Source organism: Saccharopolyspora tripterygii (assembly GCF_054778355.1).
Genome location: NZ_BAAGZP010000008.1, coordinates 365,581 through 389,924, shown reverse-complemented (window position 1 = coordinate 389,924; position 24,344 = coordinate 365,581). Strand labels below are relative to the sequence as shown.

The window sequence follows — 24,344 nt, the reverse complement described above, 5'->3', positions numbered from 1 at the left end:
CCCCGATGCACGTCGCCGACAGCCACGACCTGATCCGGATCCACGGTGCGCGGGTCAACAACCTCCAGGACGTGAGCGTCGAGATCCCCAAGCGCCGGTTGACCGTGTTCACCGGCGTCTCGGGATCGGGCAAGAGCTCGCTGGTCTTCGGCACGATCGCGTCCGAATCGCAGCGGATGATCAACGAGACCTACAGCGCCTTCCTGCAGGGATTCATGCCGACGCTGGCCCGGCCCGACGTCGACGTCCTCGACGGGCTGACCACCGCGATCATCGTCGACCAGGAGCGGATGGGCGCGGACCCGCGCTCCACGGTCGGCACCGCGACCGACGCCAACGCGATGCTGCGGATCCTGTTCAGCAGGCTCGGTCAACCGCACATCGGCTCGCAGCAGGCCTTCTCCTTCAACGTCGCCTCGATCAGCGGCGCGGGTGCGATCACGACCGAGCGCGGCGGGACGAAGGTGAAGGAGCGCCGCGAGTTCAGCGTCACCGGCGGCATGTGCCCGAGGTGCGACGGTCGCGGCGCCGTGTCCGACTTCGACCTGACGCAGCTCTACGACGACTCGAAGTCGCTGCGCGAAGGCGCGCTGACGATCCCCGGCTACACCATGGACGGCTGGTACGGCCGCATCTACATGGGCTCGGGTTTCCTCGACCCGGACAAGCCGATCCGCTCCTACACCAAGAAGGAGCTGCACGACCTGCTCCACAAGGAGGCCACGCGGATCAAGGTCGAGGGCGTCAACGTCACCTACGAGGGCCTGATCCCGAGGATCCAGAAGTCGATGCTGTCCAAGGACCGCGAGGGGATGCAGCCGCACATCCGCGCGTTCGTGGACCGCGCGATCACCTTCGCCACCTGCCCGGAGTGCGACGGCACGCGGCTCAACGAGGGCGCCCGGTCCTCGAAGATCGCGGGCATCAACATCGCCGACGCCTGCAGCATGCAGATCAGCGATCTGGCCGAGTGGGTCAGCGGGCTGGACGAGCCGTCGGCGAAGCCGCTGCTCGCCAAGCTCCGGCACACCTTGGACTCGTTCGTCGAGATCGGGCTCGGCTACCTCTCGCTGGACCGTCCTGCGGGAACGCTCTCGGGCGGTGAGGCCCAGCGCACGAAGATGATCCGGCACCTCGGGTCGTCGCTGACCGACGTCACCTACGTCTTCGACGAGCCGACCATCGGGCTGCACCCGCACGACATCCAGCGGATGAACGACCTGCTGCTGCGGCTGCGCGACAAGGGCAACACGGTGCTGGTCGTCGAGCACAAGCCGGAGACCATCGCGATCGCCGATCACGTCGTGGACCTGGGGCCGGGAGCCGGAACCGACGGCGGCGCGGTGTGCTTCGAGGGCGACGTGGCGGCCCTGCGCACCAGCGACACCGTGACCGGCAAGCACTTCGACGACCGGGCTTCGCTGAAGCCGGAGGTCCGCGCGGCCACCGGCGCGCTGGAGATCCGCGGTGCGACCGAGAACAACCTGCGCGACGTGGACGTCGACGTCCCGCTCGGCGTGCTGTGCGTGATCACCGGTGTCGCGGGGTCCGGCAAGAGCTCGCTGATCCACGGGTCGCTCCCGCCCGGCGAGGAGGTGGTGTCGATCGACCAGACCGGCATCCGCGGCTCGCGGCGCAGCAACCCCGCGACCTACACCGGTCTGCTCGACCCGATCCGCAAGGCGTTCGCCAAGGCCAACGCCGTGAAACCTGCCCTGTTCAGCGCGAATTCGGAGGGTGCCTGCCCCACCTGCAACGGCGCCGGGGTCGTCTACACCGACCTGGGGATCATGGACACCGTCGCCACCACCTGCGAGGAGTGCGAGGGCAAGCGGTTCAGCGCCTCGGTGCTGGAGTACCGCTTCGGCGGGCGCGACATCAGCGAGGTGCTGGACATGTCCGTGGCCCAGGCCGAGGAGTTCTTCGGCTCAGGTGACGCCCGCACGCCCGCCGCGCACAAGATCCTGGAGCGCATGGACCAGGTCGGGCTCGGCTACCTGCGTCTCGGCCAGCCGCTGACCACGCTGTCCGGCGGTGAGCGGCAACGGCTGAAGCTCGCCACGCACATGGGCGACAAGGGCGGCGTCTACGTGCTCGACGAGCCGACCACCGGTCTGCACCTGGCGGACGTGGAGCAGCTCCTGGGCCTGCTGGACCGGCTGGTGGACTCCGGCAAGTCCGTGATCGTCATCGAGCACCACCAAGCGGTCATGGCCCACGCGGACTGGATCATCGACCTCGGTCCCGGCGCCGGCCACGACGGCGGCGCGGTCGTCTTCGAAGGAACACCGGCCGAACTGGTCGAGTCCGGAAAGACGCTCACAGCACGGCACCTCGCGGACTACGTCCGAGGCTGACCGGTGTGTGGGTGGGTGGGGAAGTTTTCATGAAAACTTCCCCACCCACCCAACATGCATCAACAACCCCTAGTCGGTCGGGCACTGGTCCTGGCCCGGGTTGCCGCACGGCTTGCTCCCGGAGTCGGTCAGGATCCCGCCGGCCTGGCCGCTGGTGATGTACTCCCGGAACTTGGTCAGCAGCGAGTTCCCCTGCTCCGACTTCCTGGTTTAGAGGTACTCGACCGCCCAGAACGGGTAGCCGTCTTCCCCGGGGTCCTTGCCGTCGATGGGGATGACGTCGAGCCCGTGGGCTCCGGCGGTGACCCGGGCCGCGTGCGCGTCGGCGAACCCGATCGCACCGGGCGTGGTCTCGACCCTGTTGAGGACAGCCGCGGTGTTGGACGACCAGCAGTGCACGGCCGGGGAGTCCGGTGCGAGGTTCCGGCTGTCGCACGGCTGATCCGGTGGCGCGATCGTGCCCTTGACGATCTCCTTCTCGAAGACCTTCCGGGTGCCGGACAGCTCGTTCCGGTCGACGATCTTGATCGGGCCCGGTCGTCCGCCGACCTCGCCCCAATCGGTCACCGCTCCCGTGTAGATGTCGCGGAGCTGGTCCGAGGTCAACCCCGGGACGTCGGTCTGCCGGTTGACCACGGTGGCGAAGGTGACGACCGCGATCGGGGTCTGGTTGAAGTCCTCGTTCTCGGCGGGGGCGTCCGAGAAGACCCCGACCACGGGTGACCCGGCTTCCCGTCCGAGCAGTTCCAGGCCGTCGATGCTGCCCGCGTCCGAGGTGCTGATCCCCGCGCTCCGGCAGCCCCTCTCGTACTGCTGGGCGACGCGGTCGACCACCGGCATGAAGGCGCTGGACCCGGCGATCTGGATCGAGCCCGGCGCGCAGTGGTCCGGTTCCGCGGAGACGACGGAGGAGATCGACGTGGCGACCAGCGCACCCGAGAGCAGGACGCTCACGCCCACCGCCAGCCCGGACAGGGTCAGGCGTGGCTTCTTCTTCTCGTCCCGGATCCAACCGTTCTCGATCTGGCCGTCGACGTCGACGGTCTTGGTGATCTCGTGATCGGTGTTGTCGTCCGGTTCTTGGAGCACCACGACGAGCTTGAACTTCTCGTTGCGCTTCAGCGCCAAGCGTCCCAGCCGCACACCGTGCCACTGCGGGCCGAGCTCGGTCCGACCGGCTTCGATCGTGGTGAACATGCGGCTCCAGAGCCACTTGCGCACGACGCCCAGGTCGCCGGCTTCCCCGTTCGGGGTGCGGTGCCGCGGAGCGGATTCCTCGGTGAAGAACGCCATGTTCTCGCGGCACGCCGCGCGCAGTTCCGGCGTGCTGGCCTCGGAGATTCGCGCGTCCCACACGACGCGCTTGCCGAAGGTGAACGAGATCGGGGTGTCGAAGTCCTTCTTCTCGATGTCGTAGCTGCCCACGTTGCGGATGCGGACGATGACCACGCTCATCCGGCCCGCCATGGTCGTGAGGTGCCGGAGCCTGGGATCGGCGCCCGTGGAGGGCCCGTCGTCCTCGTCGTGCTGGGGCAGCGGGTCGAGTCCGATCTTCGAGTTGTACAGAACCCGGTAGTCGATGCGCTTGCGCCTGATCACCAGGCGGTCGGCCAGCGGTGCGGCGAGCATGAGCAGCGCGGCGAACGCGATCCACCCCGGAGTGCCGAGTTCGGCGAAGATACCGATCAGACCGGTCCACACGTTCGCCATGCCTTCTCCCATGCGGCTCTCGTTCGCCCCAGCGTATGAGCGCCCCTCGTGCCACAAGCCGCCCGAAGTCCGCTGTTCACGGCCAGTTCACGCCCGCGCCACCGATCCGGTGGCGGTCCTTCCTCATCTGCATCTCCCGGAACGCCCGACCTGCACATCAAGCAGGAGCGCGACTCCCATCCTCCTGACCAGCGCTGATGTCGTTGCTCGCAAGCGGATCCACGTCACGCGCCTGGCGGCCATTGGGGTGAAGGGCGCCGTGCACGCGCACCTCCGCGCTGGGCCGACCGTTGGTACTTCCGCTGGCAAAGTTGCCTTCTGACGAAAGGGCGCCCATGCGTGGAAAACGTCTGTTCGTGACCGCCGCCTTGGCGGCAGCAACCGCTCTGCCCCTCACCGCAGCACCCGCAACAGCAGCCGCCCACGACCCGGTGATCTTCGTCCACGGGTGGAGCGGCAGCGCGTCGAACTGGAACGATCTGGTCGGCGACTTCAAGGCCGACGGCTACACCGACAGCGAGCTCACCGCCTGGAACTACAACTCCGCTCAGTCGAACAAGACCACAGCAGAAGAGCTTTCGGCGGTGGTCGACGACGTGCTCGCCAAGACGGGCGCGTCCAAGGTCGACATCGTCACGCACTCGATGGGCGGGCTCAACAGCCGCTGGTACCTCAAGTTCCTGGGCGGAACCGACAAGGTCGACGACTGGGTTTCGCTCGCCGGCCCGAACCACGGGACCACGAGCGCGGATTCCTGCTTCGACGCGTCGTGCGCCGACATGCGCGCGGGCTCGGAATTCCTCACCACGCTCAACGACGGGGACGAATCGCCGGGCACCACCAACTACGGAACCTGGTGGTCGACCTGCGACGGGATCATCAACCCCGCTGACAGCACCGTCGTCTCGGGTGCGCGCAACACCCAGACCGGGTGCATCACGCACCTCGGTTTCCTCACCGATGACGGCGTGTCCCAGGACGTGCGCGCCTTCGTCGCATGACGATCGCCTGAGAACCGGTGCGGGACGGGAGTTCTCGTCCCGCACCGGGGTCAGACGAGGTTCTGCCGGACCAGGGCCACCCGCTCGTCGAGCCGCGCCGCGGGCACCTCGACGAGCCGGAAACCGAGTTCGCGGTAGGTCTTCTCGTGCAGCTGCTCGAAGGCGAGCGAGTCCTCGTGGCTGATCTGCCGGGCGGCCGTGGGTTCGACGAAACCCTGGCTGCGCACGAAGAATACCGTCGCGGAGTAGGTTTTCGCGGCCACGACGCGCTCGATCGCGTCGGTGAGCAGCGGGGTGGGCGAGAACCCCAGGTAGCGGCTCAGCGCGAGGGTGCACACCGGGGAGCGGTCGAAGAAGGCCGTCGCCGCGCGGACGGCGCTTTCCCTCCGCCGCTGCAACGTGATCACCTCGTCGATGAACCTACTGTCTTCCCAGGGCTTTTCAACACCCCTGGCCTGCGCGAGCGCGATGACATCGGTCGCGGCCTCTTCGACGACGACGTGACCTTCGATCTCCAGCTGCCGCAGGATCGCGGTCTTCCCGGCACCGGGTGCGCCGGTGAGGACGTAGCGGGGCACACGTGTCTCCTTCCACGAAAGGCATGATTCCGGGGGCGCCGCTCGGGGGACCGGGGGGAGGTCAGGTCTCGGGGAGTGCGTGCCGGGGTTGCACCACCAGCGGGATCGACACGACGATCAGAATCCCGAGCACGATCACGTTGAGCACCTGGTCCAGCGGCTCGTACATGTGCAGCATCGTCACGTGGTAGCTGAAGTGCAACACGTTGAACACCAACCACACGACCCCGGCGACCTGGGCCGACCGGCCGTCGCGCACGTGCCGGAGGGTCAGCGCGCTGAGCGCGGCCAACGCCAGGAACATCGCACCGACGTCCTTCACGAAGTGCTCGTTGAAGGGGCCCAGCTGCGGTAACCAGGTCAGGCCGAACCCGGGGAAGGCGTCGTAGAAGAACGTGGGCGCGAAGTACGCCCATGCACCGGTGAACACGGCCGCGAGGGTCAGGAACGCCAGGCACGCGCGGTCGAGCGCGACCTTCCGCGATCGGGGATTCTTCCGGGATTCACGTGAGGTGACCACGAGCTCCTCCTGTCGTCGGCGCGGGCGAACCGCCCGCCGCGCACCTAGGACGAGACGGGGACGAAGTCCGTGACACCCCCGGCGCCAGCGCGACGTGGGTCACTTCTCGTCACACCGAGGGCGGGCTGTGTCGTCTTCACCGCGAGGCCGGACAGCACCGGCCGGGGAGGAGCGGACAACACCATGAAGATCGCGATCGCCGGGGGCACCGGCCTCGTGGGAACCAAGACCGAAGCGTTGGTGCGCGCCGCCGGACACGAACCGGTCATCATCGCTCGATCTCGCGGGACGAACCTCATCACCGGAGAAGGCCTGGGCGGAGCGCTGCGCGGCTGCCAGGCCGTGATCGACGCCACCAACGTGGTCACCACCAGGAAGAAGGTGTCGATCGACTTCTTCTCCCGCGCAACGGAGAACCTGGTGGCAGCGGCACGACGAGCAGGCGTGGAACATCTCGTGACGCTGTCGATCGTCGGCTGCGACGAGGTCGACTTCGGCTACTACTTCGGCAAGCGCGCCCAGGAAGGACTCGTCTCGACCGGCGGCGTGCCGTGGACGATCCTCCGCGCCACCCAGTTCTTCGAGTTCCCCGAACCGCTGCTCGCGACGAAGTCACCGGTAGCCGTCATCCCGCGGATGCTCTCGCAACCGATCGCCGCCGACGAGGTCGCCGAAGCCCTGACCCGCTGCGCCACCGCAGAACCCGCCGGCCTCGCCCCCGACCTCGCCGGCCCCGAACAACTCCAGATGACCGACATGGCCCGCCGCATCGCCAAGACCAGAGGCCCACGCCGACTCGTCCTCCCAATCACCATCCCGGGCGAGGTCGGCAAGCAGCTGACCGCAGGCTGCCTCCTCCCCCGAGGCAACTACGCCCAAGGCCACCGCACCTTCACCCAACACCTCACCGGCCCCTAGCAGCCGACGGGCGCGGATGACCCCGACTCCGCACTCACACTCCGAGGTCCGTCCGAGATGCCTGGGCCAGCCGTCGGACGAGATCGTCGGGGATGGGCTTGCGCGCCGAGAAGGTGACGCCGGTCTTGCTCGCCTTGAGCCCGGCGGCAGCGATGTCGTCGGCGAGCCCCGTGATCGCACCGGGCGACAGGTAGAGGCCGCACTGTCGGCTGAACGCCCCGTACCCGGCGACGATCGAGCTGCCCACCTGAAACCCGGGCATGTTGTACTTCACCACTTCATCCGCATCCGGAAGGGAAGCGGAAAGCTGCGTCCGCACCTGCTCCAGAAGTGGCCTGAGCCCCTCGGCAGCCCCGGCGATGTACGCGTCATGGTCAGACATCGTGCACGTTCCTCTCGCACGGCAGGTTGGTGCTCAAATATGCCTCTAGCTGCTGCTCAGCCCAAGCAGGTAGCACCGCGTCCGGCCAGGATCGCGGGAAGACGCAAGACCAGTCGCCGGATGTGGCCGTGCAGCGGACGCATCCACGCAGAGAACTGAGACCACAACTGAGACCAAAAAAGCCCCTCCGGGATCCGGAGGGGCTTTTTCGCAGCTATGAGCGGTGGCCAGGGGCGGGGTCGAACCGCCGACCTTCCGCTTTTCAGGCGGACGCTCGTACCAACTGAGCTACCTGGCCGATAGCGTCCGGCTTGATGCCGTTCGCCTTGGCGACCCAGACGGGACTCGAACCCGCGACCTCCGCCGTGACAGGGCGGCGCGCTAACCAACTGCGCCACTGGGCCATGCTTCAATCTTCAGTTGTTCGTACCCCCAACGGGATTCGAACCCGCGCTACCGCCTTGAAAGGGCGGCGTCCTAGGCCGCTAGACGATGGGGGCTTGACCGATCCGAAACCGGTCCGGCCTTCGCCTCCAACCGGCTTTCCCTTTCGGGGCGCCCCGTTGGCAGTGATGAAAGCTTACGACACACGTTCCGGGCCTCCCAAACGGGGGGTCCCTTTAGCCGCGCAGCGCCATCGCGGACCGCCCCAGCGTCCCGCGCCCGAGGTTGATACTAGTGGCCTGACCTGGTTGTTCGCCATGCCCGACGGGAACTCTCCTGGGCGCTGTCCGGCCCGGCGATCGGGCTCCGCCGGGCACGGATGCGGCCGGAACGGACCTTCGCGGGATTGTGTGATCCACAACTCATGATCATCCGGCCGCGGCGGCTTCCCGCGCTCCGCCGACCATGAGGCCCGGCAGCAGGACCTGCCACGCCTCCTCCAAGCGGGCGACCAGCCGCTGAAGATCGCCGCCCACCAGCAGGTTCGTCCCGACGACCATCGCGTAGCAGACGCGGGCCACCGCGCCCGGATCCAAGCCCGGGCGCAGCAGGCCCCGGTCCGCTGCGCGGCGGACCAGGTCGTCGAACAGGAACTCCCAGCCGTCGGTGTCGGTGCCGACGTGGTTGCAGGCGAGGAACAAGCCGGCGCGCAGCAGCACGTCGTCCTCCAGCCGACGAGCCGCATCGCAGGTGAGTCCGACCATCGTCGCCATCGGGTTGTGCGCGCGCTGGTACCAGCGGCTGCTCAGCTCGTCGAGATTCTCGCGATAGCGCTCGACGAGAGCGTGCGCGACCTCCTGCTTGCCGCTGAAGTGGAAGTAGAACGCACCCTTGGTGATTCCACAGCGACGCAAGATCGCGCTCAACCTGGCGGCCTCGTACCCGACCTCGTCGATCTCCGCTGCCGCGGCGACCATGATCGAGTGACGCGTGAGCTGCGCCCGGTGTTGCTGTGCCATTGCTCGACTCCGGCCCCCGATGGCAATGCGTGATCCGCACGTGCGGGCGACGCCCCGCCCGAACGGATGATCAAATATGCCACCGGAAGTTACCCCGGAACCAAGCCTTTCGCCCAGTGGAACACCTGGTTGTCACACGTTCGGAGAACGCATGCCGACGGTGAGTTCGGCTGCGAACCCCACGCACCTCGCGACCGGGCCACGCCCGGCCCGACCAGCGGTGCGGACCAGGTCAGCGAGCCACCGGCGGTTGCCCGTCCTCGTCGGGAACCAGGCCCAGCATGTCCAGCAGCAGTCTGCAGTCCTCCGCGCTCTCCGCACTGCGAGCGACGGCGATCCTGGCTCGGTGGACCTGCTCCTCCGAGATGCGCGAGGGCTCGCCGACGCGCTGCCCGGGCACCGCGCCCGTCTGGCGCGACTGCCCGTCGTCCTGCTGCCACAAGAACTTTCGTACGTCCAGCGACCCGTACATGACGCCTCCCAGGCCTCGGGTTCCGGCCGCAGGTTATCCACAGGTTGTCAACAGCCGCAGCCCCCCAGAGAGTGATTCGGAGCGCACTGAGAGTAACCACGTGCGTGCGTCGATCCACTTCGGATATTGCCTGCGTCACACCCTGCGTCCACCCCGGACAACGAAACGGACAGCGCGCGCATTCCGGATCTTGAGGAGCTCACGGCTCGTAGCGGCGGCCGACGCCCCCGACCGGACGTCACGAGGGCTGCCGGATGCACGAATCGTGGCCGCAAAGCTCCCCACGAGAGGGAGGCGCATGCCACAATCAGCCGCGCTGACACACCCCCTGTCAGCACGTGTGGAGATCCCCTTCGGCCCCCGTGCTCCTCCCCCTGGCGCGGGGGCCTTCCACGTCAGGGCGGGTTTTCGCCATTCGCCCGCCCTGCCCGGACGCCCGCTGGTGGGCGCCCCGCGCGCCCGCGCGCGAAGCGAGCCGCTCGGTCGCCGCGATAGGCATGCCGCAACACAACCGTTATCGTGTCCGCGTGGCTCTAGGACGAACCAAGGCGAATCGGCAGCGCAAGACTGCCGAGGAAGCCGAACCGGACCCCGAATTCGAGTCGTACCTGGCTGCGCTGGACCCGGAGGAAAACCTCGAATCCACCGGATCAGGGCGTCGCTTCGGTGCCGCTCAGGTGTACCAGCTGCGCCTGCCGCTGCTGGCCAACGAGCGTCTCCGCGAGCTCGCCTTCAAGCAGGGCACGTCCCCGGCCGCGCTCGCGCGCGACTGGGTGATGCAGCACCTCGAGATCGCCGAACAGGAACACGCGGCCCAGCCGCAGGCGCAGCAGCCGATGGCTCAGGCGCCCGCCTGGCCCGGTCAGGACGGCTCATACCCCGACAACGCCCCCGACCCGATGCCCGAACGACTCGCCGGCGGGATCCCCGACGTCGAGCAGACCGAAGAGATGACCGTCCCGGTCGATCGCTATCGACCCATGTGACGTCGAAGAGAACGAGGTCGTGGCCGCGAACCCGATTCGCGACCACGACCTCTTGCTTTCCGCGGGGCTGAACGCCCCACCTCTCAGGCCGGGAGGCCGAGCTCCCTGGCGATGAGCATGAGCTGGACCTCGCTGGTCCCCTCGCCGATCTCGAGGATCTTCGAATCCCGGTAGAAGCGGCCCACGAGCGTCTCGTTCATGAAGCCGTAGCCGCCGAAGATCTGCGTGGCGTCGCGGGAGTTGTCCATCGCCGCGTTCGAGGACGCCAGCTTGGCGATCGCGGCCTGCTTCTTGTACGGCTCGCCGCGCAGCATCCGCGCGGCCGCGTCGTAGTAGGCCAGCCGGGCCGTGTGCGCCCGCAGCTCCATCTGGGCGACCTTGAACTGCATCGCCTGGTACTCGCCGATCTTGTGCCCGAACGCCTCGCGCTCACCGAGGTAGCGCAGGCACTCGTCGACGCAGCCCTGAGCCGTGCCGACGCCGAGAGCGGCGATGGCCACCCGGCCCTCGGTGAGCGTGGCCAGGAACTGCGCGTACCCGCGGCCCCGTTCGCCGACGAGGTTGGACGCCGGGACCCGGCAGTCGTCGAAGGACAGGGCGTGCGTGTCGGAGGCGTTCCAGCCGACCTTCGAGTACTTCTTGGCCACGCTGAACCCGGGCGTGCCGGAGGGCACCTGGATCGCCGAGATCTCCTTGCGCCCGTCCGGGCGCTCGCCGGTGACCGCGGTGACGGTGACGAACCCGGTCATGTCGGTGCCGGAGTTGGTGATGAAGGCCTTCGAGCCGTTGATCACCCACTCGTCGCCGTCGAGGACGGCCGTGGTGCGCGTGGCGCCCGCGTCGGAACCTCCGTCCGGCTCGGTGAGGCCGAACGCGCCCAGCACCTCACCGGAGGCGAGCTTGGGCAGCCAGGTCCGCTTCTGCTCGTCCGAGCCGAAGCGCAGCAGCGGCATGATGCCCAGCGACACCCCGGCTTCGAGGGTGATCGCCACCGACTGGTCGACGCGGCCCAGCTCCTCCAGAGCCAGGCACAACGCGAAGTAGTCGCCGCCCATGCCGCCGTGCTCCTCGGGGACGGGCAGGCCGAACAGCCCCATCTCGCCCATCTTGCGGACCAGCGGGTACGGGAACTCCTCCCGCTCGTAGTAGTCCGCGATCACGGGAGCCACTTCCTTGCGCGCGAACTCCTGCACGCTCTCCCGCAGCGCTTCGTGCTCCTCGCTGAGACGGTGATCCACCATCGCGTCATGCCTCCCCTTCTGCGGTGAGGACGGCGAGCGGCTGGTCCAGCCCGACCGACTGCCCTCTCCTCGCGTGAACTTCGGTGACGGTTCCGTCGATCTGGGCGGTCACGGTGTGCTCCATCTTCATCGCCTCGACGACGAAGAGGCGTTGCCCGCTGCGCACCTGCTGGCCTTGGGTGACGTCGGCGACCAGCACCGTCCCGGGCATCGGGGCGGTGACGACGCCGTCGGAGCGGCCGGCCGCGTCGCCGCGCTCGGCCAGCAAGCGGTGCTCGGTGAGCGCCCACGCCTGCCCGTCGGCGGCCAGCCAGGTGGTGCCGTCGACGTGCGCGCACCGGTAGCGGCGGGTCCGCCCCCGGTAGGTGACGGTGAGCTGGTCGCCGTCCGCGCGGGCCGCGGCCTCGGCCGACTCGGTCGTCGTCCCGGTCTCGACCACCACCTCGGCGCGGTCCGGCGCACCCCGGAGGTGGACCTTGAGGTCGCCGGTGAAGCGCCAGGTGCTCCAGGCCGGGCGTCCGAGCCGCCAGCCGCTGGGGACTCCCCAGAGGTCGGAACCGCTGCGCGGCTGAGCGGCGATGAGCCGTTCCAGCGCCGCGGCGACGTAGGCGTGCTCGGGCACCTCGGCTTCGACCAGGACGTCGAGGTCGCGTTCGACCAGACCCGTGTCGAGCTTGCCGGCGAGGACGTCCGGGTGCTGCAGCAAGCCGCGCAGGAAGGCGACGTTGGTGTTGAGGCCGAGGACGGTGGTGTCGGCGAGGGCCTTGTCCAGGCGGCGCAGCGCGTCCTCGCGACCGGGCGCCCAGGCGATCACCTTGGCGAGCATCGGGTCGTAGTCGGAACCGACGCTGCCGCCCTGCCGGACCCCGGAGTCGACCCGGATCCCCGGGCCGGTCGGTTCGTGGACCGCGAGGAGCTTCCCGCCGGTGGGCAGGAAACCGCGGGCCGGGTCCTCGGCGTAGACACGGGCCTCGGCGGCGTGGCCCTCGATGGTCAGGTCCTGCTGGGCCCAGTCCAGGTGCTCACCGGAGGCGACGCGGACCTGCTGCTCGACCAGGTCGACCCCGCGCTCGCCGCGCACCGCCGTGACCAGCTCGGTCACCGGGTGCTCGACCTGCAGCCGGGTGTTCATCTCCATGAAGAAGAACTCGTCCGGCCGGTCGGAGGAGACGATGAACTCCACCGTCCCGGCACCCGCGTAGCCGACCGCGCGGGCTGCGTCGGCGGCCGAAGCGCCGATCCGTGCGCGGGTTCCGGCGTCGAGCAGCGGGGACGGCGCCTCTTCGATGATCTTCTGGTGCCGCCGCTGCAGGCTGCACTCGCGCTCCCCGAGGTGCACGACGTTGCCGTGCGAGTCGGCGAGGACCTGGACCTCGATGTGCCGGGGGCGCGAGACGAACCGCTCCACGAACAGCGTGTCGTCACCGAAGGCCGCACCGGCCTCGCGGCGCGCGGAGGCGATCTGGTCGTCGAGCTCGGACTCGACGTGCACCAACCGCATTCCCTTGCCACCGCCGCCCGCCGAGGGCTTGAGCAGGACGGGGAATCCGACGTCCACCGCGGCCCGGTGCAGGTCGGCGTCGGTCATGCCGGGCTCGCTGCGCCCCGGGACCACGGGAACTCCCGCGCCCGAGACCGTCCGCTTGGCGCGGATCTTGTCGCCCATCGACTCGATCGCGCCGGCGGGCGGGCCGATGAACACCACGCCGGCCTGCTCGCAGGCCCGCGCGAAGTCCGCGTTCTCGGCGAGGAACCCGTACCCGGGGTGGATCGCCTGCGCCCCGGTCTCCCGGGCCGCGTCGAGGATCCGCTTGCCGTTGAGGTAGCTCTCGGAGGCCAGCGCAGGTCCGATGTGGACGGACGTGTCGGCCTCGGCGACGTGCGGGGCCTCGCGGTCGGCGTCGCTGAACACCGCGACCGAGCGGATGCCCAGCTCACGCAGGGTGCGGATGACACGTACCGCGATCTCCCCGCGGTTGGCTACCAGCACTGTGTCGAACATGCTCACTGTCACATCCGGAAAACGCCGTAGGAGATGGGTTCCAGCGGCGCGTTGCCCGCCGCGGAGATGGCCAGACCCAGCACGTCCCGGGTCTGCGCGGGGTCGATCACGCCGTCGTCCCAGAGCCGCGCCGTCGCGTAGTACGGGTGGCCTTGGTGCTCGTACTGGTCGCGGATCGGCTGCTTGAAGGCGTCCTCGTCCTCGACCGGCCACTCCTCGCCGCGCGCGTCCTTCTGGTCGCGCCGGACGGTGGCCAGCACCGATGCCGCCTGCTCGCCGCCCATCACCGAGATGCGGGCGTTGGGCCACATCCACATGAACCGGGGCGAGTACGCGCGGCCGCACATCGAGTAGTTGCCCGCGCCGAACGATCCGCCGATGACCACGGTGAACTTGGGGACCCGGGCGCAGGCGACGGCGGTGACCATCTTCGCGCCGTGCTTGGCGATGCCGCCGGCCTCGTACTCCTTGCCGACCATGAACCCCGAGATGTTCTGCAGGAACACCAGCGGGATGGAGCGCTTGTCGCACAGCTCGATGAAGTGCGCGCCCTTCTGCGCCGACTCGCTGAACAGGATCCCGTTGTTGGCGACGATCCCGACCGGCTGACCGTGGATGCGGGCGAACCCGGTGACCAGCGTCTGGCCGTAGTCGTGCTTGAACTCCTGGAACCGGCTGCCGTCGACGATCCGCGCGATCACCTCGCGCACGTCGTAGGGGGTGCGCGAGTCGGTGGGGACGGCGCCGTAGAGCTCGCCCGGGTCGACCGCGGGCTCCTCGCTGGGCGCGGCCTCCCACGGCAACGGCTCGCGCGGGCCCAGCGTGCTCACGATGTTGCGGACGATGCGCAGCGCGTCGGCGTCGTCGGCCGCCAGGTGGTCGGTGACGCCCGAGGTGCGCGAGTGCAGCTCGCCGCCGCCCAGCTCCTCGGCCGTCACCTCGGCGCCCGTGGCCGCCTTCACCAGCGGAGGACCGCCGAGGAAGATCGTGCCCTGCTCGCGCACGATGACCGCCTCGTCGCTCATCGCGGGCACGTACGCCCCGCCCGCCGTGCAGGACCCGAGGACGGCCGCGATCTGCGGGATGCCGCGCGCGGACATGGTGGCCTGGTTGTAGAAGATCCGGCCGAAGTGCTCGCGGTCCGGGAAGACCTCGTCCTGCCTGGGCAGGAAAGCACCACCCGAGTCGACCAGGTACAGGCACGGCAGGTTGTTGTGCAGCGCGACTTCCTGCGCGCGCAGGTGCTTCTTGACCGTGACCGGGTAGTAGGTGCCGCCCTTGACGGTCGCGTCGTTGGCCACCACCACGCACTCGCGGCCGGACACGCGCCCGACCCCGGTGATGATGCCCGCCGACGGGGCCTCGTCGTCGTAGAGGCCGTGGCCGGCCATCGGCGAGAGCTCCAGGAACGGCGACCCCCTGTCCAGCAGCGCGTCGACCCTGTCGCGGGGAAGCAGCTTGCCGCGCTCGACGTGCCGGGCGCGCGCCTTCTCGGGCCCGCCGAGACGGGCCCTGTCGAGCTGCGCGTTGAGGTCGTCGACGAGCTTGGCGTGCTGCTCGGCGTTGTGCGCGAACTCCGGCGAGTCCGGGTCCACCGAAGTGCGCAGAACGGGCGCATCCATGGGGCACACCTTCCGCAGTGGCTCGTGTTAGTCATCGTTAACTCGACGCCATGTTAACGATGGCTAACTTCTTCGTCTAGCATTCGGGGGCATGTCCACCGATGCGGCGAAGCCGAGCCGGCGCGAGCAGATCCTGACCGCGGCCGCGGAGAAGTTCGCGCGGGCGGGCTTCCACGGCGTCGGCATCGACGACATCGGCGCCGCCGTGGGCATCTCCGGCCCCGCGCTCTACCGGCACTTCCGCAGCAAGGACGCGATGCTGGCGGAGCTGCTGACCGGCATCAGCGACCGGCTGCTGTTCGGCGGCAAGCACCGCGTCGACGCCGCGACCGACCCGCAGGACGCCCTCGACAAGCTGGTGCGCTGGCACGTCGAGTTCGCGCTGCACAACCCGGCCCTGATCACCGTGCACATGCGCGACCTCGACAGCCTCTCCGACCGCGATCGCCGCAGGGTCAGGGAGTCCCAGCGCCACTACGTCGAAGTGTGGGTCGAGGTGCTGCGCCGCGCCCGCCCGGAGCTCGACCGGCCTCGCGCCCGCGCGGCGGTCCACGCGGTGTTCGGCCTGATCAACTCGACGCCGTTCAGCGCCCACCTGGACACCTCGGCGATGTCCCGCCTCCTGCGCACCATGGCCCACGGAGCGGTCGCCGGCATCTGAGCCTCACCACCTCCCAGTTTTAGTCCGAACTGAGCCGACATTTCGGACATGATCATGGCTCGGTTTGGACTAAAACCGGGACCTGCCGGTGGGGGCGGGCGCGGCGATTGCGGGGTTGTGGTGCCGGGTCAAGACTGGGACCAGGCCGGACAGGCCGCCCGCCCAGCCGGAGGGGAAATGGCCACCACCGACATCCCACCGAGCGCCGTACCCGACCAGAGGTCGACCGGACGCCGCCCCCGCAAGGGCGCGCGACTCGTCCCGTGGCTGCGCACCACGGATCCCAAGGACATCGGGATCCTCTACCTGATCACCTCGTTCGCCTTCTTCATCACCGGCGGCGCGATGGCCTTGCTGATCAGGGGCGAGCTGGCCGTGCCCGGGATGCAATTCCTGTCCCAGGAGCAGTACAACCAGCTGTTCACCATGCACGGCACGATCATGCTGCTGCTGTTCGCGACACCGATCGTGTTCGGCTTCGCCAACGTGATCCTGCCGCTGCAGATCGGCGCGCCGGACGTGGCGTTCCCCCGCCTCAACGCCTTCTCCTACTGGCTGTTCCTGTTCGGCGGGCTGATCGTGATCAGCGGACTCCTGATGCCGGGGGGCGCGGCGGACTTCGGCTGGACCGCCTACGCGCCGCTGTCGCGCAGCGTGTTCACCGTCGGGCCGGGCGGCGACCTGTGGGCGGCCGGGCTGATCGTCAGCGGGCTGGGCACCATCCTGGGCGCGGTCAACATGATCACCACGGTCGTCTGCCTGCGCTGCCCGGGGATGACGATGTGGCGGATGCCGATCTTCACCTGGAACATCCTGGCGACCAGCATCCTGGTGCTGATGGCGTTCCCGATCCTGACGGCGGCGCTGTTCGGACTGCTGGTCGACCGGCACCTCGGCGGCCACGTGTTCGACCCCGCCAACGGCGGAGCGATCCTCTACCAGCACCTCTTCTGGTTCTTCGGCCATCCCGAGGTCTACATCGTGGCGCTGCCGTTCTTCGGGATCGTCACCGAGATCCTGCCGGTGTTCAGCCGCAAACCGCTGTTCGGCTACACCGGGCTCGTGCTGGCGACGATGGTGATCATGGGCCTGTCGGCGGTGGTGTGGGCGCACCACATGTTCGCGACCGGTGCCGTGCTGCTGCCGTTCTTCTCCTTCGCGACCTTCCTGATCGCGATACCGACCGGCATCAAGTTCTTCAACTGGGTCGGCACGATGTGGCACGGGCACCTGACGTTCGAGTCCCCCATGCTGTTCTCCATCGGGTTCCTGGCGACCTTCCTGCTCGGCGGGCTGACCGGGGTCCTGCTGGCCTCACCGCCGCTGAACTTCCACGTCACCGACACCTACTTCGTGGTGGCGCACTTCCACTACGTCCTGTTCGGGACGATCGTGTTCGCGGTGTTCGCCGGCGTCTACTACTGGTTCCCGAAGATGACCGGCCGGATGATGGACGATCGGCTGGGCAAGGTGCACTTCTGGCTCACCTTCATCGGGTTCCACCTGACATTCCTGGTGCAGCACTGGCTCGGCGACGAGGGCATGCCGCGCCGCTACGCCGACTACCTGGTCACCGACGGCTTCACGACGCTGAACCTCGCCTCCACCGCCGGGGCGATCGTGCTCGGCGGCTCGATGCTGCCGTTCCTCTACAACGTGCTCATCAGCTACCGGTTCGGCACGCCGGTCGACGTGGACGACCCCTGGGGCCACGGCAACTCCCTGGAGTGGGCGACGTCCTGCCCGCCTCCGCGCCACAACTTCACCGAGCTGCCCCGCATCCGCTCCACCCGCCCGGCGTTCGAACTCCACTACCCGCACATGTCCGACCGGCTGGAGTCCGAGGCCCACGTGCTGAAGCGACGACCGCGCTGAGCGAGCGTGCGCTGGGCCGAACGGGCGGCGGAGCAGTGGCGCGGTTCATAGTCGAACAAGGAAGAGCGCGCGCCCGACTACTGTTGAACGTGTGCGGAGCGCCATCGTCGGCGCCTTCCTGAATCGTTTCCGCAGACCGCGCATCAGCAAGGCGATGATCGCCTGGAGAACGCCGTGCAGTGCAGCGCGCGGAAGAGAAGAGACCACCACCTTCACCTCACGGGAGACTTCCTTGCCCATTGCCCTGTTGGCTCTGGCCATCGCCGCATTCGGGATCGGAACGACCGAGTTCGTGATGATGGGGCTGCTGCCTGAAGTGGCCACCGACCTGCAGGTGTCGATCCCCGATGCGGGTGGCTACATCTCGCTGTACGCGCTGGGCGTCGTGATCGGCGCGCCCGTGCTGACCATGATCGGGCTGCGCTCCCGCCGCAAGACGATGCTGCTGAACATGCTGGTGCTGTTCACGGCGGGCAACCTGTTCTCCGCGTTCGCGGTGAACCACGAGACGCTGCTGGTCGCGCGGTTCATCTCCGGTCTGCCGCACGGCGCCTTCTTCGGCATCGGCGCGGTCGTCGCCGCCGGTCTGGTGGCCGCCGACCGGCGCGGGCAGGCCATCTCGATGATGTTCATCGGTCTGACCGTCGCCAACATCGTCGGTGTGCCGATCGGCACGCAGCTCGGCAACACGCTCGGCTGGCGGTGGGCCTTCGGCCTGGTCGCCGTGATCGGCCTGATCGCGCTGGCGGCCGTGGCGCTGCTGGTGCCCAGGCAGCCCAAGCCCACCGAGGTCAGCCTGCGCGGCGAGCTGCGGGCGTTCCGCCGCCCGCAGGTGTGGATCGCGTTCGCCGTCGTCGTGTTCGGCTTCGCCGCCACCTTCTCCTTCTACAGCTACATCAAGCCGGTGCTGACCGACGTGACCGGCTTCAGCGCCACGACCGTCACACCGCTGCTGGCCGTGTTCGGCGTCGGCATGACCGTCGGCACCGCGCTCGGCGGCCGGCTGGCCGACCGCGCTCCGCTGAAGACGCTGTGCGCGGGGCTCACCTCGCTGGCCGTGTCGCTGGCGGCGTTCGCGCTCACCGCGCAGAGCCCCATCATGGCTCCGATCATGGTCTTCCTGATCGGCGCGACCGGTTTCACCGCGATCCCGAGCATCCAGGCACGCATCCTGGACCACGCCAAGGAAGCACCCGCGCTGGGTTCGGCCAGCATCCAGTCGACCTTCAACATCGCCAACTCGCTGGGCGCCTACCTGGGCGGTGTGGTGATCGCGGCCGGGTTCGGACTGGTGTCGCCGAGCTGGGTCGGGGCGCTGCTGGCGCTGGTCGGCCTGGGCTTCGCGGTCCTGTCGGGCGTGCTGGACCGCCGCCCGCAGCGCAACGGCCTCGTCGCCTCGCACCAGGCGTCGCAGGCGACCGAATCCGAGTTGACCGCCTGATCTGCGGTTGCTCAGGCCACACGAGTGCTCTGGAATGCAAGGGGCCCTGAATCGGTTCCAGCCGGACGGGGGCCGTTGGGCCAGACCAATCCCGAAATCGGTGGAGGAAACACCCACATGACTCAGGTTCCGAACGTCACGCTGAACACCGGTGCTTCGATGCCGCAGCTGGGCTACGGCGTCTTCCTGGTTCCGGCCGACGAGGTCATCGCTCCGGTCCGGGCAGCGCTCGACGCCGGGTACCGCAGCATCGACACCGCGAAGGTGTACGGCAACGAAGAAGGCGTGGGCAAGGCCATCGCCGACTCGGGCGTCAAGCGCGAGGACCTGTTCGTCACCACCAAGCTGTGGAACGACGACCAGGGTTACGACAGCACGATGAAGGCCTTCGACGACAGCCTGTCCCGGCTGGGCCTGGACTACGTGGACCTCTACCTGATCCACTGGCCGGTCCCGAGCCAGGACGCCTACGTCGACACCTGGAAGGCGTTCGAGAAGATCTACAACAGCGGTCGCGCCAAGGCGATCGGCGTGTCGAACTTCCAGATCCCGCACCTGCGTCGCCTCTTCGAGGAGACCGACATCGTGCCGGCGCTCAACCAGATCGAGCTGCACCCGAACCTGCCGCAGGCCGACCTTCGCGCCTTCCACGCCGAGCACGGCATCGCCACCGAGGCGTGGAGCCCGCTGGGCCGCAACAACGGCCTGCTGGACAGCGCCACCGTCGCCAACCTGGCGGAGAAGTACGGCAAGACCCCGGCGCAGATCGTGCTGCGCTGGCACATCGAGCTGGGCAACGTGACCATCCCGAAGTCGGTCACGCCCTCGCGCATCAAGGAGAACATCGAGGTCTTCGACTTCGAGCTCGCCCAGGACGACATCAAGTCCATCACCGCCCTCGAAACGGGCGTGCGGGTCGGCCCCGACCCGGACGAGATGTGAGCCGTTCTCGCCGAGAATCCCCCCGAGCCATCCGGCCGGGGGGATTCTCCGCTCCTGGAGCTCAGGCGACGCGGAGGTGGGGCTTGGGCGACAGGGAGCGCAGGACGTTGCTGCCGGAGCGCAGCGAGGCGACCTGGCTGCGGGTGGCCAGCCATCCCGGGAAGCGGGCGATGCGCTGGATCGGGGTCCTGCGCTGGGCGGAGGTCAGCGCCGCCGTTCGGGAGACCTTCAGGACCCTGGGACGGCGTTCGTACTCGTAGGCGCGCAGCCGTTCGGCGGGCGAACCCTCGGCGTCGGCCAAGCACTGGGTGAGCAGCCAGGCGTCTTCCAGCGTCTGGTTGGCGGCCTGGGCGACCGCGGGCGGCATGGCGTGCACGGCGTCGCCGAGCAGGGTGCTGCGCGGCCCGCCCCAGATGTGCGGGACCTTGTGCCGGATGTGCGGGAAGAAGCCGAGGTCCTCGTCGGTGACCGACGCGAGCAGCGCCTCGACCGGCCCCGGCCAGCCGCGGAACAGCTCGCGGAGGTCCGCGACGGTGTGGACCTGGTCGCCTTCTTTCCACGGCATGTCGAACCACCAGTGCAGCAGCCCGTCACCAGTCGGGATGAGTCCGCAGTGGGCGTTGCGGCCCGCGATGTTGAGCGTCTGCCTGCCCCCGGCGACCGCCAGGTCGCTGCTGGTCAGGCCCTGCCAGCTGGCCCAGCCGGTGGGCTTGGCCGGATCGCCGCCCAGGACCTGCTGGCGCACCACCGAGCGCTGCCCGTCGGCACCGATGAGCACGTCGCCGACCGCGCTGGACCCGTCGGAGAACTCGACGCGGACGTGATCGGGGTGCTCGGTGACGGAGACGCAGCGACGGCCGAACTGCAGCGCGCCCGGAGGCAGCGCGGCGGCCATCTCGGCGATCAGCTCGCGGCGCGCGATCTGGACCGTCGGCGAACCGAGCCGCTCGGTGACCTCGTCCAGATCGGCTTCCCAGAGCAACCGACCGGATTCGGCGAGTGACCGGAGGCTGTGCAGCTGGTGCCCGCGGTCGGTGATGTCCACCCCCAGCTCGCGCAGCGCCGCGGTGCCGTTGCTCCACACCGTGATACCGGCACCAGACGTCCTCAAGGCGTCGTGGTGCTCGTAAACTTGCACGTCATGGCCTTTGCCGAGCAATCCGTTGGCGATTGCGAGTCCCCCGACTCCGGCTCCGATCACGAGAACTCGCATCGTCTCCATCCGTCTTCCCCGACGTAGCTGCCGCCACAATTTTATCCACCCGACCGTATGTACCGAATTGTCCTTGGTCACACGGCGTGCACGAGCGTGCCGCGCTTGATCGGGACGGGTTCCCGGAAAATGGAAATTCACCTAGGCACACGGGTACCCGAGAACTATGTTGCGTGCCATGAGCCCACGTGTTGCACCTCCGTTCCGGGCCGACCACGTCGGCAGCCTGCTCCGCCCCGAGCGCCTGTTGGAAGCCCGAGGCTCGCACGCGGTCGGCCGGATCGACGACGCCGAGCTGCGCGGGATCGAGGACGAGGCGATCACCCAGGTCGTCAAGATGCAGGAGGACGTCGGCCTGCAGAGCGCCACCGACGGGGAGTTCCGCCGCAGCTCATGGCACATGGACTTCCTCTACCAGCTGGAGGGCGTCGAGCGCGTCGACGACAACAGCCTCAAGGTCCAGTTCCACAACGCCCAGGGCGACATCGAGTTCATCACCCCCGATCTGAAGGTCACCGGCAAGATCGACCTCTCGGGCACGATCTTCGCCGACGCCTTCCGCTTCCTGGCTTCGAAGACGACCAAGAACACGCCGAAGCTGACCATCCCCTCCCCGGGAATGCTCACCTACCGCGGCGGTCCCGCGGCCGTCGACTCGAACGTCTACCCCGACATGGCGGAGCTCCGGTCCGACCTGGCCGCCGCGTACCGGGCCGAGGTGCGCGCGCTGGCCGACATGGGCTGCCACTACCTGCAGCTCGACGACACCAGTCTCGCCTACCTCAACGACCCGAAGCAGCGGGAGATGCTCAACGCCCGCGGCGAGGACGGCGAGAACGCGCACATCAAGGACATCGAGCTGATCAACGAGTCGCTGCGCGGCCGTCCGGACACGCTGACGGTGACCACGCACATGTGCCGGGGCAACTTCCGGTCGTCGTGGGTGGCCGAGGGCGGCTACGACTTCGTCGCCGAAGCGCTGTTCGGCCAGCTCGAGGTCGACGGCTTCTTCATGGAGTTCGACGACGAGCGCTCGGGCACCTTCGCCCCGCTGCGCTACGTCCCGAAGGGCAAGCACGTGGTGCTGGGCCTGGTGACGACGAAGCGCGGCGAACTGGAGTCCAAGGACGAGCTCAAGCGCCGCATCGACGAGGCCAGCAAGTACGTCGACCTCGACCAGCTGTGCCTGTCCCCGCAGTGCGGTTTCGCCTCGACCAAGGACGGCAACGCGCTGACCTACGAGGAAGAGGTCGCCAAGCTCCGCCTGGTCGTGGAAACGGCGCAGGAGGTGTGGGGCTGATCGTTCGCGGGCGGTTGCGCTGGGCAGCCGCCCGCGGCTCAGGCCGCTTCTTCCAGGAAGCGGCCCGCCACCAAGCCCGGCTCTTCGGCACCGTCGAATCTCACCCAGAGAACGGGACCTTCGAAGACCTGCGGGAGACCGGTGGCCGCCTCCACCACCGTGCCCTCCTGATCACGGAACCGGCCGAACGTGGCACGCACCCGCACGCCTGGTTCAAACGGGCTCGATGATTGCTCCATGAGGGTGGACGGTACGTGGCCGCACCGACAACGCGGAAATCGCCCGTCCCTTCTATGGAAATCACCACACGCCCGCGAGTGAACCCCGGGTGGGAGGATGGCCGCGGGGAGGGTCGATGCGGACGATCAAGCGGTCGGGCGAGCACGAGATCGAGGTGCGGAAATCCCGGTTCATCTGCTCGCTGGCGCGGGTGACCGAGGAGTCCGAGGCGCGGGAGTTCATCCAGCTCCAGCGCAAGACGCACCACGACGCCCGGCACCACTGCTCGGCGTTCGTGCTCGGCGACTCCGGCGAGGTCCAGAAGTCCAGCGATGACGGCGAACCCGCGGGCACCGCCGGTGTGCCGATGCTGGAAGTGCTGCGCCGCAACGAGATCACCAACACCGTCGCCGTGGTGACCCGTTACTTCGGCGGGGTGCTGCTGGGCGCGGGCGGGCTGGTCCGCGCCTACGGCGGCGCGGTGTCGGCGGCGATCGAGCACGTCGAGCTGCTGTGGCGGCGGCCGGTCCGGGTCGTGTCGGTCGAGACGGACTACCTGGTGGCCGGAAGGCTGGACAACGACCTGCGTTCGGCCGGGTACCAGGTCGCCGACACCTCCTACGACGCGACGGTGCGCTTCCAGGTCAACGTGCCCGTCGAGGACGTCGAGGAGTTCCGCGCCTGGCTGGCGGCCACCACCGCGGGCGCGGCCGAACCCGCCGAGGGCCCGCTGATCCACGCGGAGCTGAGCCTCTAGTTCTGCCGCTCGCACCAACGCATCTCGGCTCCTCGTGTGGGTGGGGGGAAGTTTTCATGAAAACTTCCCCCCACCCACACGACAGCCCTCAGGTTCCGCCACGCAAAACCATTCGCAAACCGCTTCTCAGGAGAACAGCCGGTCCAGGTAGTGGTCGACGGCCGCGACCGCCTCCTCCGGGGTGCGGTGTCCGAGCAGGAGCCCGAAGGACAGGCCGTCGGGGACCACCACCAGCAGTTCCGCTTCGCGCTCCGGGTCGCGGTCGGCGGGCAGGTCGCCCTCGTCCTGGGCTCGCCGCAGCTCCCAGGCCACCCAGTCCTCAAGCTGCGGCCAGGACTGCCGGTAGAGCTCGGCCAGCCGGGGTGAGCCCAGCGCGCGCACGAAGAACGAGACCGCGGTGAGGAATTCGGTGCGGCTCTCCTCGGACAGCGCCAGCATCTCGATCATCAGCACCCGCAGGACCTCGCGCGGGCGCGGGATCGTCACCGCGAGGTCGAACTGCGCCTTGATCCGCTGCTCGGCGCGGGTGTTCACGTGCTCCATCGCGTGGACGAGCATGTCGTCCTTGGAGCGGAAGTAGTGCTGCACCGCGCCCATCGACACGCCCGCTTCGGCGGCGACGTCGCGCAGGCTCACCGCCTCCAGCCCGCCCTTGCTGGCCAGGCGCATCAGCGCTTCGGCGATCTCGCTGCGCCGGGACTCGTGGTCCACCCGTTTCGGCACGCTCCACACCCTTTCCAATGC

At 68.7% G+C, this 24,344-nt stretch carries 23 protein-coding genes and 3 tRNA genes; 10 read left to right on the top strand and 16 right to left on the bottom strand.

What is annotated here, in order from left to right:
- Positions 1-5 precede the first annotated feature (5 nt).
- Positions 6-2,357, top strand: a complete 2,352-nt coding sequence (locus ACYVF3_RS07300) for an ATP-binding cassette domain-containing protein (protein WP_461153824.1) — start codon at positions 6-8, stop codon at positions 2,355-2,357.
- A gap of 210 nt (positions 2,358-2,567) precedes the next feature.
- Here ACYVF3_RS07300 and ACYVF3_RS07295 read toward each other — a convergent pair whose 3' ends face one another.
- Positions 2,568-4,067: a substrate-binding domain-containing protein gene (locus tag ACYVF3_RS07295; protein WP_461153416.1), complete on the bottom strand. Its 1,500-nt coding sequence runs from the start codon at positions 4,065-4,067 to the stop codon at positions 2,568-2,570.
- 356 nt (positions 4,068-4,423) lie between these two features.
- On the opposite strand from ACYVF3_RS07295, the gene ACYVF3_RS07290 reads away from it, so the two are divergent.
- Positions 4,424-5,068 (top strand): esterase/lipase family protein, encoded by a 645-nt coding sequence (locus ACYVF3_RS07290; protein ID WP_461153415.1) that lies wholly within the window; start codon positions 4,424-4,426, stop codon positions 5,066-5,068.
- A 50-nt stretch (positions 5,069-5,118) separates the two neighbouring features.
- On the opposite strand, the gene ACYVF3_RS07285 is transcribed toward ACYVF3_RS07290, so the two are convergent.
- Both ACYVF3_RS07285 and ACYVF3_RS07280 read right to left on the bottom strand, forming a co-directional pair.
- On the bottom strand, positions 5,119-5,646 hold the full coding sequence (locus tag ACYVF3_RS07285; protein ID WP_461153414.1) for an AAA family ATPase: 528 nt from the start codon (positions 5,644-5,646) through the stop codon (positions 5,119-5,121).
- Between the two features lie 61 nt (positions 5,647-5,707).
- Positions 5,708-6,166, bottom strand: coding sequence for a hypothetical protein (locus ACYVF3_RS07280; protein WP_461153413.1), 459 nt, complete (start codon positions 6,164-6,166; stop codon positions 5,708-5,710).
- 183 nt (positions 6,167-6,349) lie between these two features.
- On the opposite strand from ACYVF3_RS07280, the gene ACYVF3_RS07275 reads away from it, so the two are divergent.
- Positions 6,350-7,084 carry an SDR family oxidoreductase gene (locus tag ACYVF3_RS07275; protein WP_461153412.1) on the top strand — a complete coding sequence of 245 codons (735 nt, stop codon included), beginning with the start codon at positions 6,350-6,352 and terminating at the stop codon, positions 7,082-7,084.
- A 34-nt stretch (positions 7,085-7,118) separates the two neighbouring features.
- On the opposite strand, the gene ACYVF3_RS07270 is transcribed toward ACYVF3_RS07275, so the two are convergent.
- The 6 genes from ACYVF3_RS07270 to ACYVF3_RS07245 all read right to left on the bottom strand — a co-directional run bounded on the left by ACYVF3_RS07270 (position 7,119) and on the right by ACYVF3_RS07245 (position 9,341).
- Positions 7,119-7,466, bottom strand: coding sequence for an iron chaperone (locus ACYVF3_RS07270; protein WP_461153411.1), 348 nt, complete (start codon positions 7,464-7,466; stop codon positions 7,119-7,121).
- A 224-nt stretch (positions 7,467-7,690) separates the two neighbouring features.
- Positions 7,691-7,764, bottom strand: a tRNA-Phe gene (locus ACYVF3_RS07265).
- 29 nt (positions 7,765-7,793) lie between these two features.
- Positions 7,794-7,870, bottom strand: a tRNA-Asp gene (locus tag ACYVF3_RS07260).
- A gap of 23 nt (positions 7,871-7,893) precedes the next feature.
- Positions 7,894-7,966: transfer RNA gene (locus ACYVF3_RS07255), tRNA-Glu, on the bottom strand.
- Between the two features lie 312 nt (positions 7,967-8,278).
- The gene (locus tag ACYVF3_RS07250; RefSeq protein WP_461153410.1) at positions 8,279-8,869 is read right to left on the bottom strand and encodes a TetR family transcriptional regulator; all 591 of its coding nucleotides are present in this window, start codon (positions 8,867-8,869) and stop codon (positions 8,279-8,281) included.
- Between the two features lie 232 nt (positions 8,870-9,101).
- The gene (locus tag ACYVF3_RS07245) at positions 9,102-9,341 is read right to left on the bottom strand and encodes a hypothetical protein (protein WP_461153409.1); all 240 of its coding nucleotides are present in this window, start codon (positions 9,339-9,341) and stop codon (positions 9,102-9,104) included.
- A gap of 527 nt (positions 9,342-9,868) precedes the next feature.
- Here ACYVF3_RS07245 and ACYVF3_RS07240 point away from each other — a divergent pair.
- Positions 9,869-10,327, top strand: a complete 459-nt coding sequence (locus tag ACYVF3_RS07240; RefSeq protein ID WP_461153408.1) for a hypothetical protein — start codon at positions 9,869-9,871, stop codon at positions 10,325-10,327.
- An 83-nt stretch (positions 10,328-10,410) separates the two neighbouring features.
- Here ACYVF3_RS07240 and ACYVF3_RS07235 read toward each other — a convergent pair whose 3' ends face one another.
- Genes ACYVF3_RS07235 through ACYVF3_RS07225 form a run of 3 tightly spaced genes read right to left on the bottom strand, consistent with a single transcriptional unit; the run spans position 10,411 to position 15,192 of the window.
- Positions 10,411-11,568 carry an acyl-CoA dehydrogenase family protein gene (locus tag ACYVF3_RS07235; protein WP_461153407.1) on the bottom strand — a complete coding sequence of 386 codons (1,158 nt, stop codon included), beginning with the start codon at positions 11,566-11,568 and terminating at the stop codon, positions 10,411-10,413.
- Positions 11,569-11,572: 4 nt separating this feature from the next.
- Complete coding sequence (locus tag ACYVF3_RS07230; protein ID WP_461153406.1) at positions 11,573-13,570, bottom strand: acetyl/propionyl/methylcrotonyl-CoA carboxylase subunit alpha; 1,998 nt, start codon at positions 13,568-13,570, stop codon at positions 11,573-11,575.
- Positions 13,571-13,578: 8 nt separating this feature from the next.
- A complete protein-coding gene (locus ACYVF3_RS07225; RefSeq protein ID WP_461153405.1) occupies positions 13,579-15,192 on the bottom strand; it encodes a carboxyl transferase domain-containing protein in 1,614 nt (537 codons plus the stop codon).
- A 91-nt stretch (positions 15,193-15,283) separates the two neighbouring features.
- Between ACYVF3_RS07225 and ACYVF3_RS07220 the strand changes: the two genes are divergently transcribed.
- On the top strand, positions 15,284-15,853 hold the full coding sequence (locus ACYVF3_RS07220) for an SACE_7040 family transcriptional regulator (protein WP_461153404.1): 570 nt from the start codon (positions 15,284-15,286) through the stop codon (positions 15,851-15,853).
- A 177-nt stretch (positions 15,854-16,030) separates the two neighbouring features.
- Entirely contained in the window at positions 16,031-17,728 is a 1,698-nt protein-coding gene (gene ctaD / locus ACYVF3_RS07215; RefSeq protein ID WP_461153403.1) for an aa3-type cytochrome oxidase subunit I, read from the top strand.
- 45 nt (positions 17,729-17,773) lie between these two features.
- Here ctaD and ACYVF3_RS07210 read toward each other — a convergent pair whose 3' ends face one another.
- Complete coding sequence (locus ACYVF3_RS07210) at positions 17,774-17,968, bottom strand: hypothetical protein (protein WP_461153402.1); 195 nt, start codon at positions 17,966-17,968, stop codon at positions 17,774-17,776.
- On the opposite strand from ACYVF3_RS07210, the gene ACYVF3_RS07205 reads away from it, so the two are divergent.
- Positions 17,961-19,169: an MFS transporter gene (locus ACYVF3_RS07205; RefSeq protein WP_461153401.1), complete on the top strand. Its 1,209-nt coding sequence runs from the start codon at positions 17,961-17,963 to the stop codon at positions 19,167-19,169. The two genes, ACYVF3_RS07210 and ACYVF3_RS07205, sit on opposite strands and share 8 nt — an antisense overlap.
- Positions 19,170-19,286: 117 nt before the next feature.
- Positions 19,287-20,111, top strand: a complete 825-nt coding sequence (locus tag ACYVF3_RS07200) for an aldo/keto reductase (protein ID WP_461153400.1) — start codon at positions 19,287-19,289, stop codon at positions 20,109-20,111.
- 61 nt (positions 20,112-20,172) lie between these two features.
- Here ACYVF3_RS07200 and ACYVF3_RS07195 read toward each other — a convergent pair whose 3' ends face one another.
- Positions 20,173-21,324: an FAD-dependent monooxygenase gene (locus tag ACYVF3_RS07195; protein ID WP_461153399.1), complete on the bottom strand. Its 1,152-nt coding sequence runs from the start codon at positions 21,322-21,324 to the stop codon at positions 20,173-20,175.
- Positions 21,325-21,502: 178 nt separating this feature from the next.
- Between ACYVF3_RS07195 and ACYVF3_RS07190 the strand changes: the two genes are divergently transcribed.
- Positions 21,503-22,624 carry a 5-methyltetrahydropteroyltriglutamate--homocysteine S-methyltransferase gene (locus ACYVF3_RS07190; RefSeq protein ID WP_461153398.1) on the top strand — a complete coding sequence of 374 codons (1,122 nt, stop codon included), beginning with the start codon at positions 21,503-21,505 and terminating at the stop codon, positions 22,622-22,624.
- Between the two features lie 38 nt (positions 22,625-22,662).
- Here ACYVF3_RS07190 and ACYVF3_RS07185 read toward each other — a convergent pair whose 3' ends face one another.
- Complete coding sequence (locus ACYVF3_RS07185) at positions 22,663-22,824, bottom strand: hypothetical protein (protein WP_363785847.1); 162 nt, start codon at positions 22,822-22,824, stop codon at positions 22,663-22,665.
- A 155-nt stretch (positions 22,825-22,979) separates the two neighbouring features.
- Between ACYVF3_RS07185 and ACYVF3_RS07180 the strand changes: the two genes are divergently transcribed.
- The gene (locus ACYVF3_RS07180) at positions 22,980-23,600 is read left to right on the top strand and encodes a YigZ family protein (RefSeq protein ID WP_461153397.1); all 621 of its coding nucleotides are present in this window, start codon (positions 22,980-22,982) and stop codon (positions 23,598-23,600) included.
- Positions 23,601-23,726: 126 nt separating this feature from the next.
- Here the strand turns inward: ACYVF3_RS07180 and ACYVF3_RS07175 are convergent, their stop codons facing one another.
- The gene (locus ACYVF3_RS07175; protein WP_461153396.1) at positions 23,727-24,323 is read right to left on the bottom strand and encodes a TetR/AcrR family transcriptional regulator; all 597 of its coding nucleotides are present in this window, start codon (positions 24,321-24,323) and stop codon (positions 23,727-23,729) included.
- Positions 24,324-24,344: the final 21 nt, after the last annotated feature.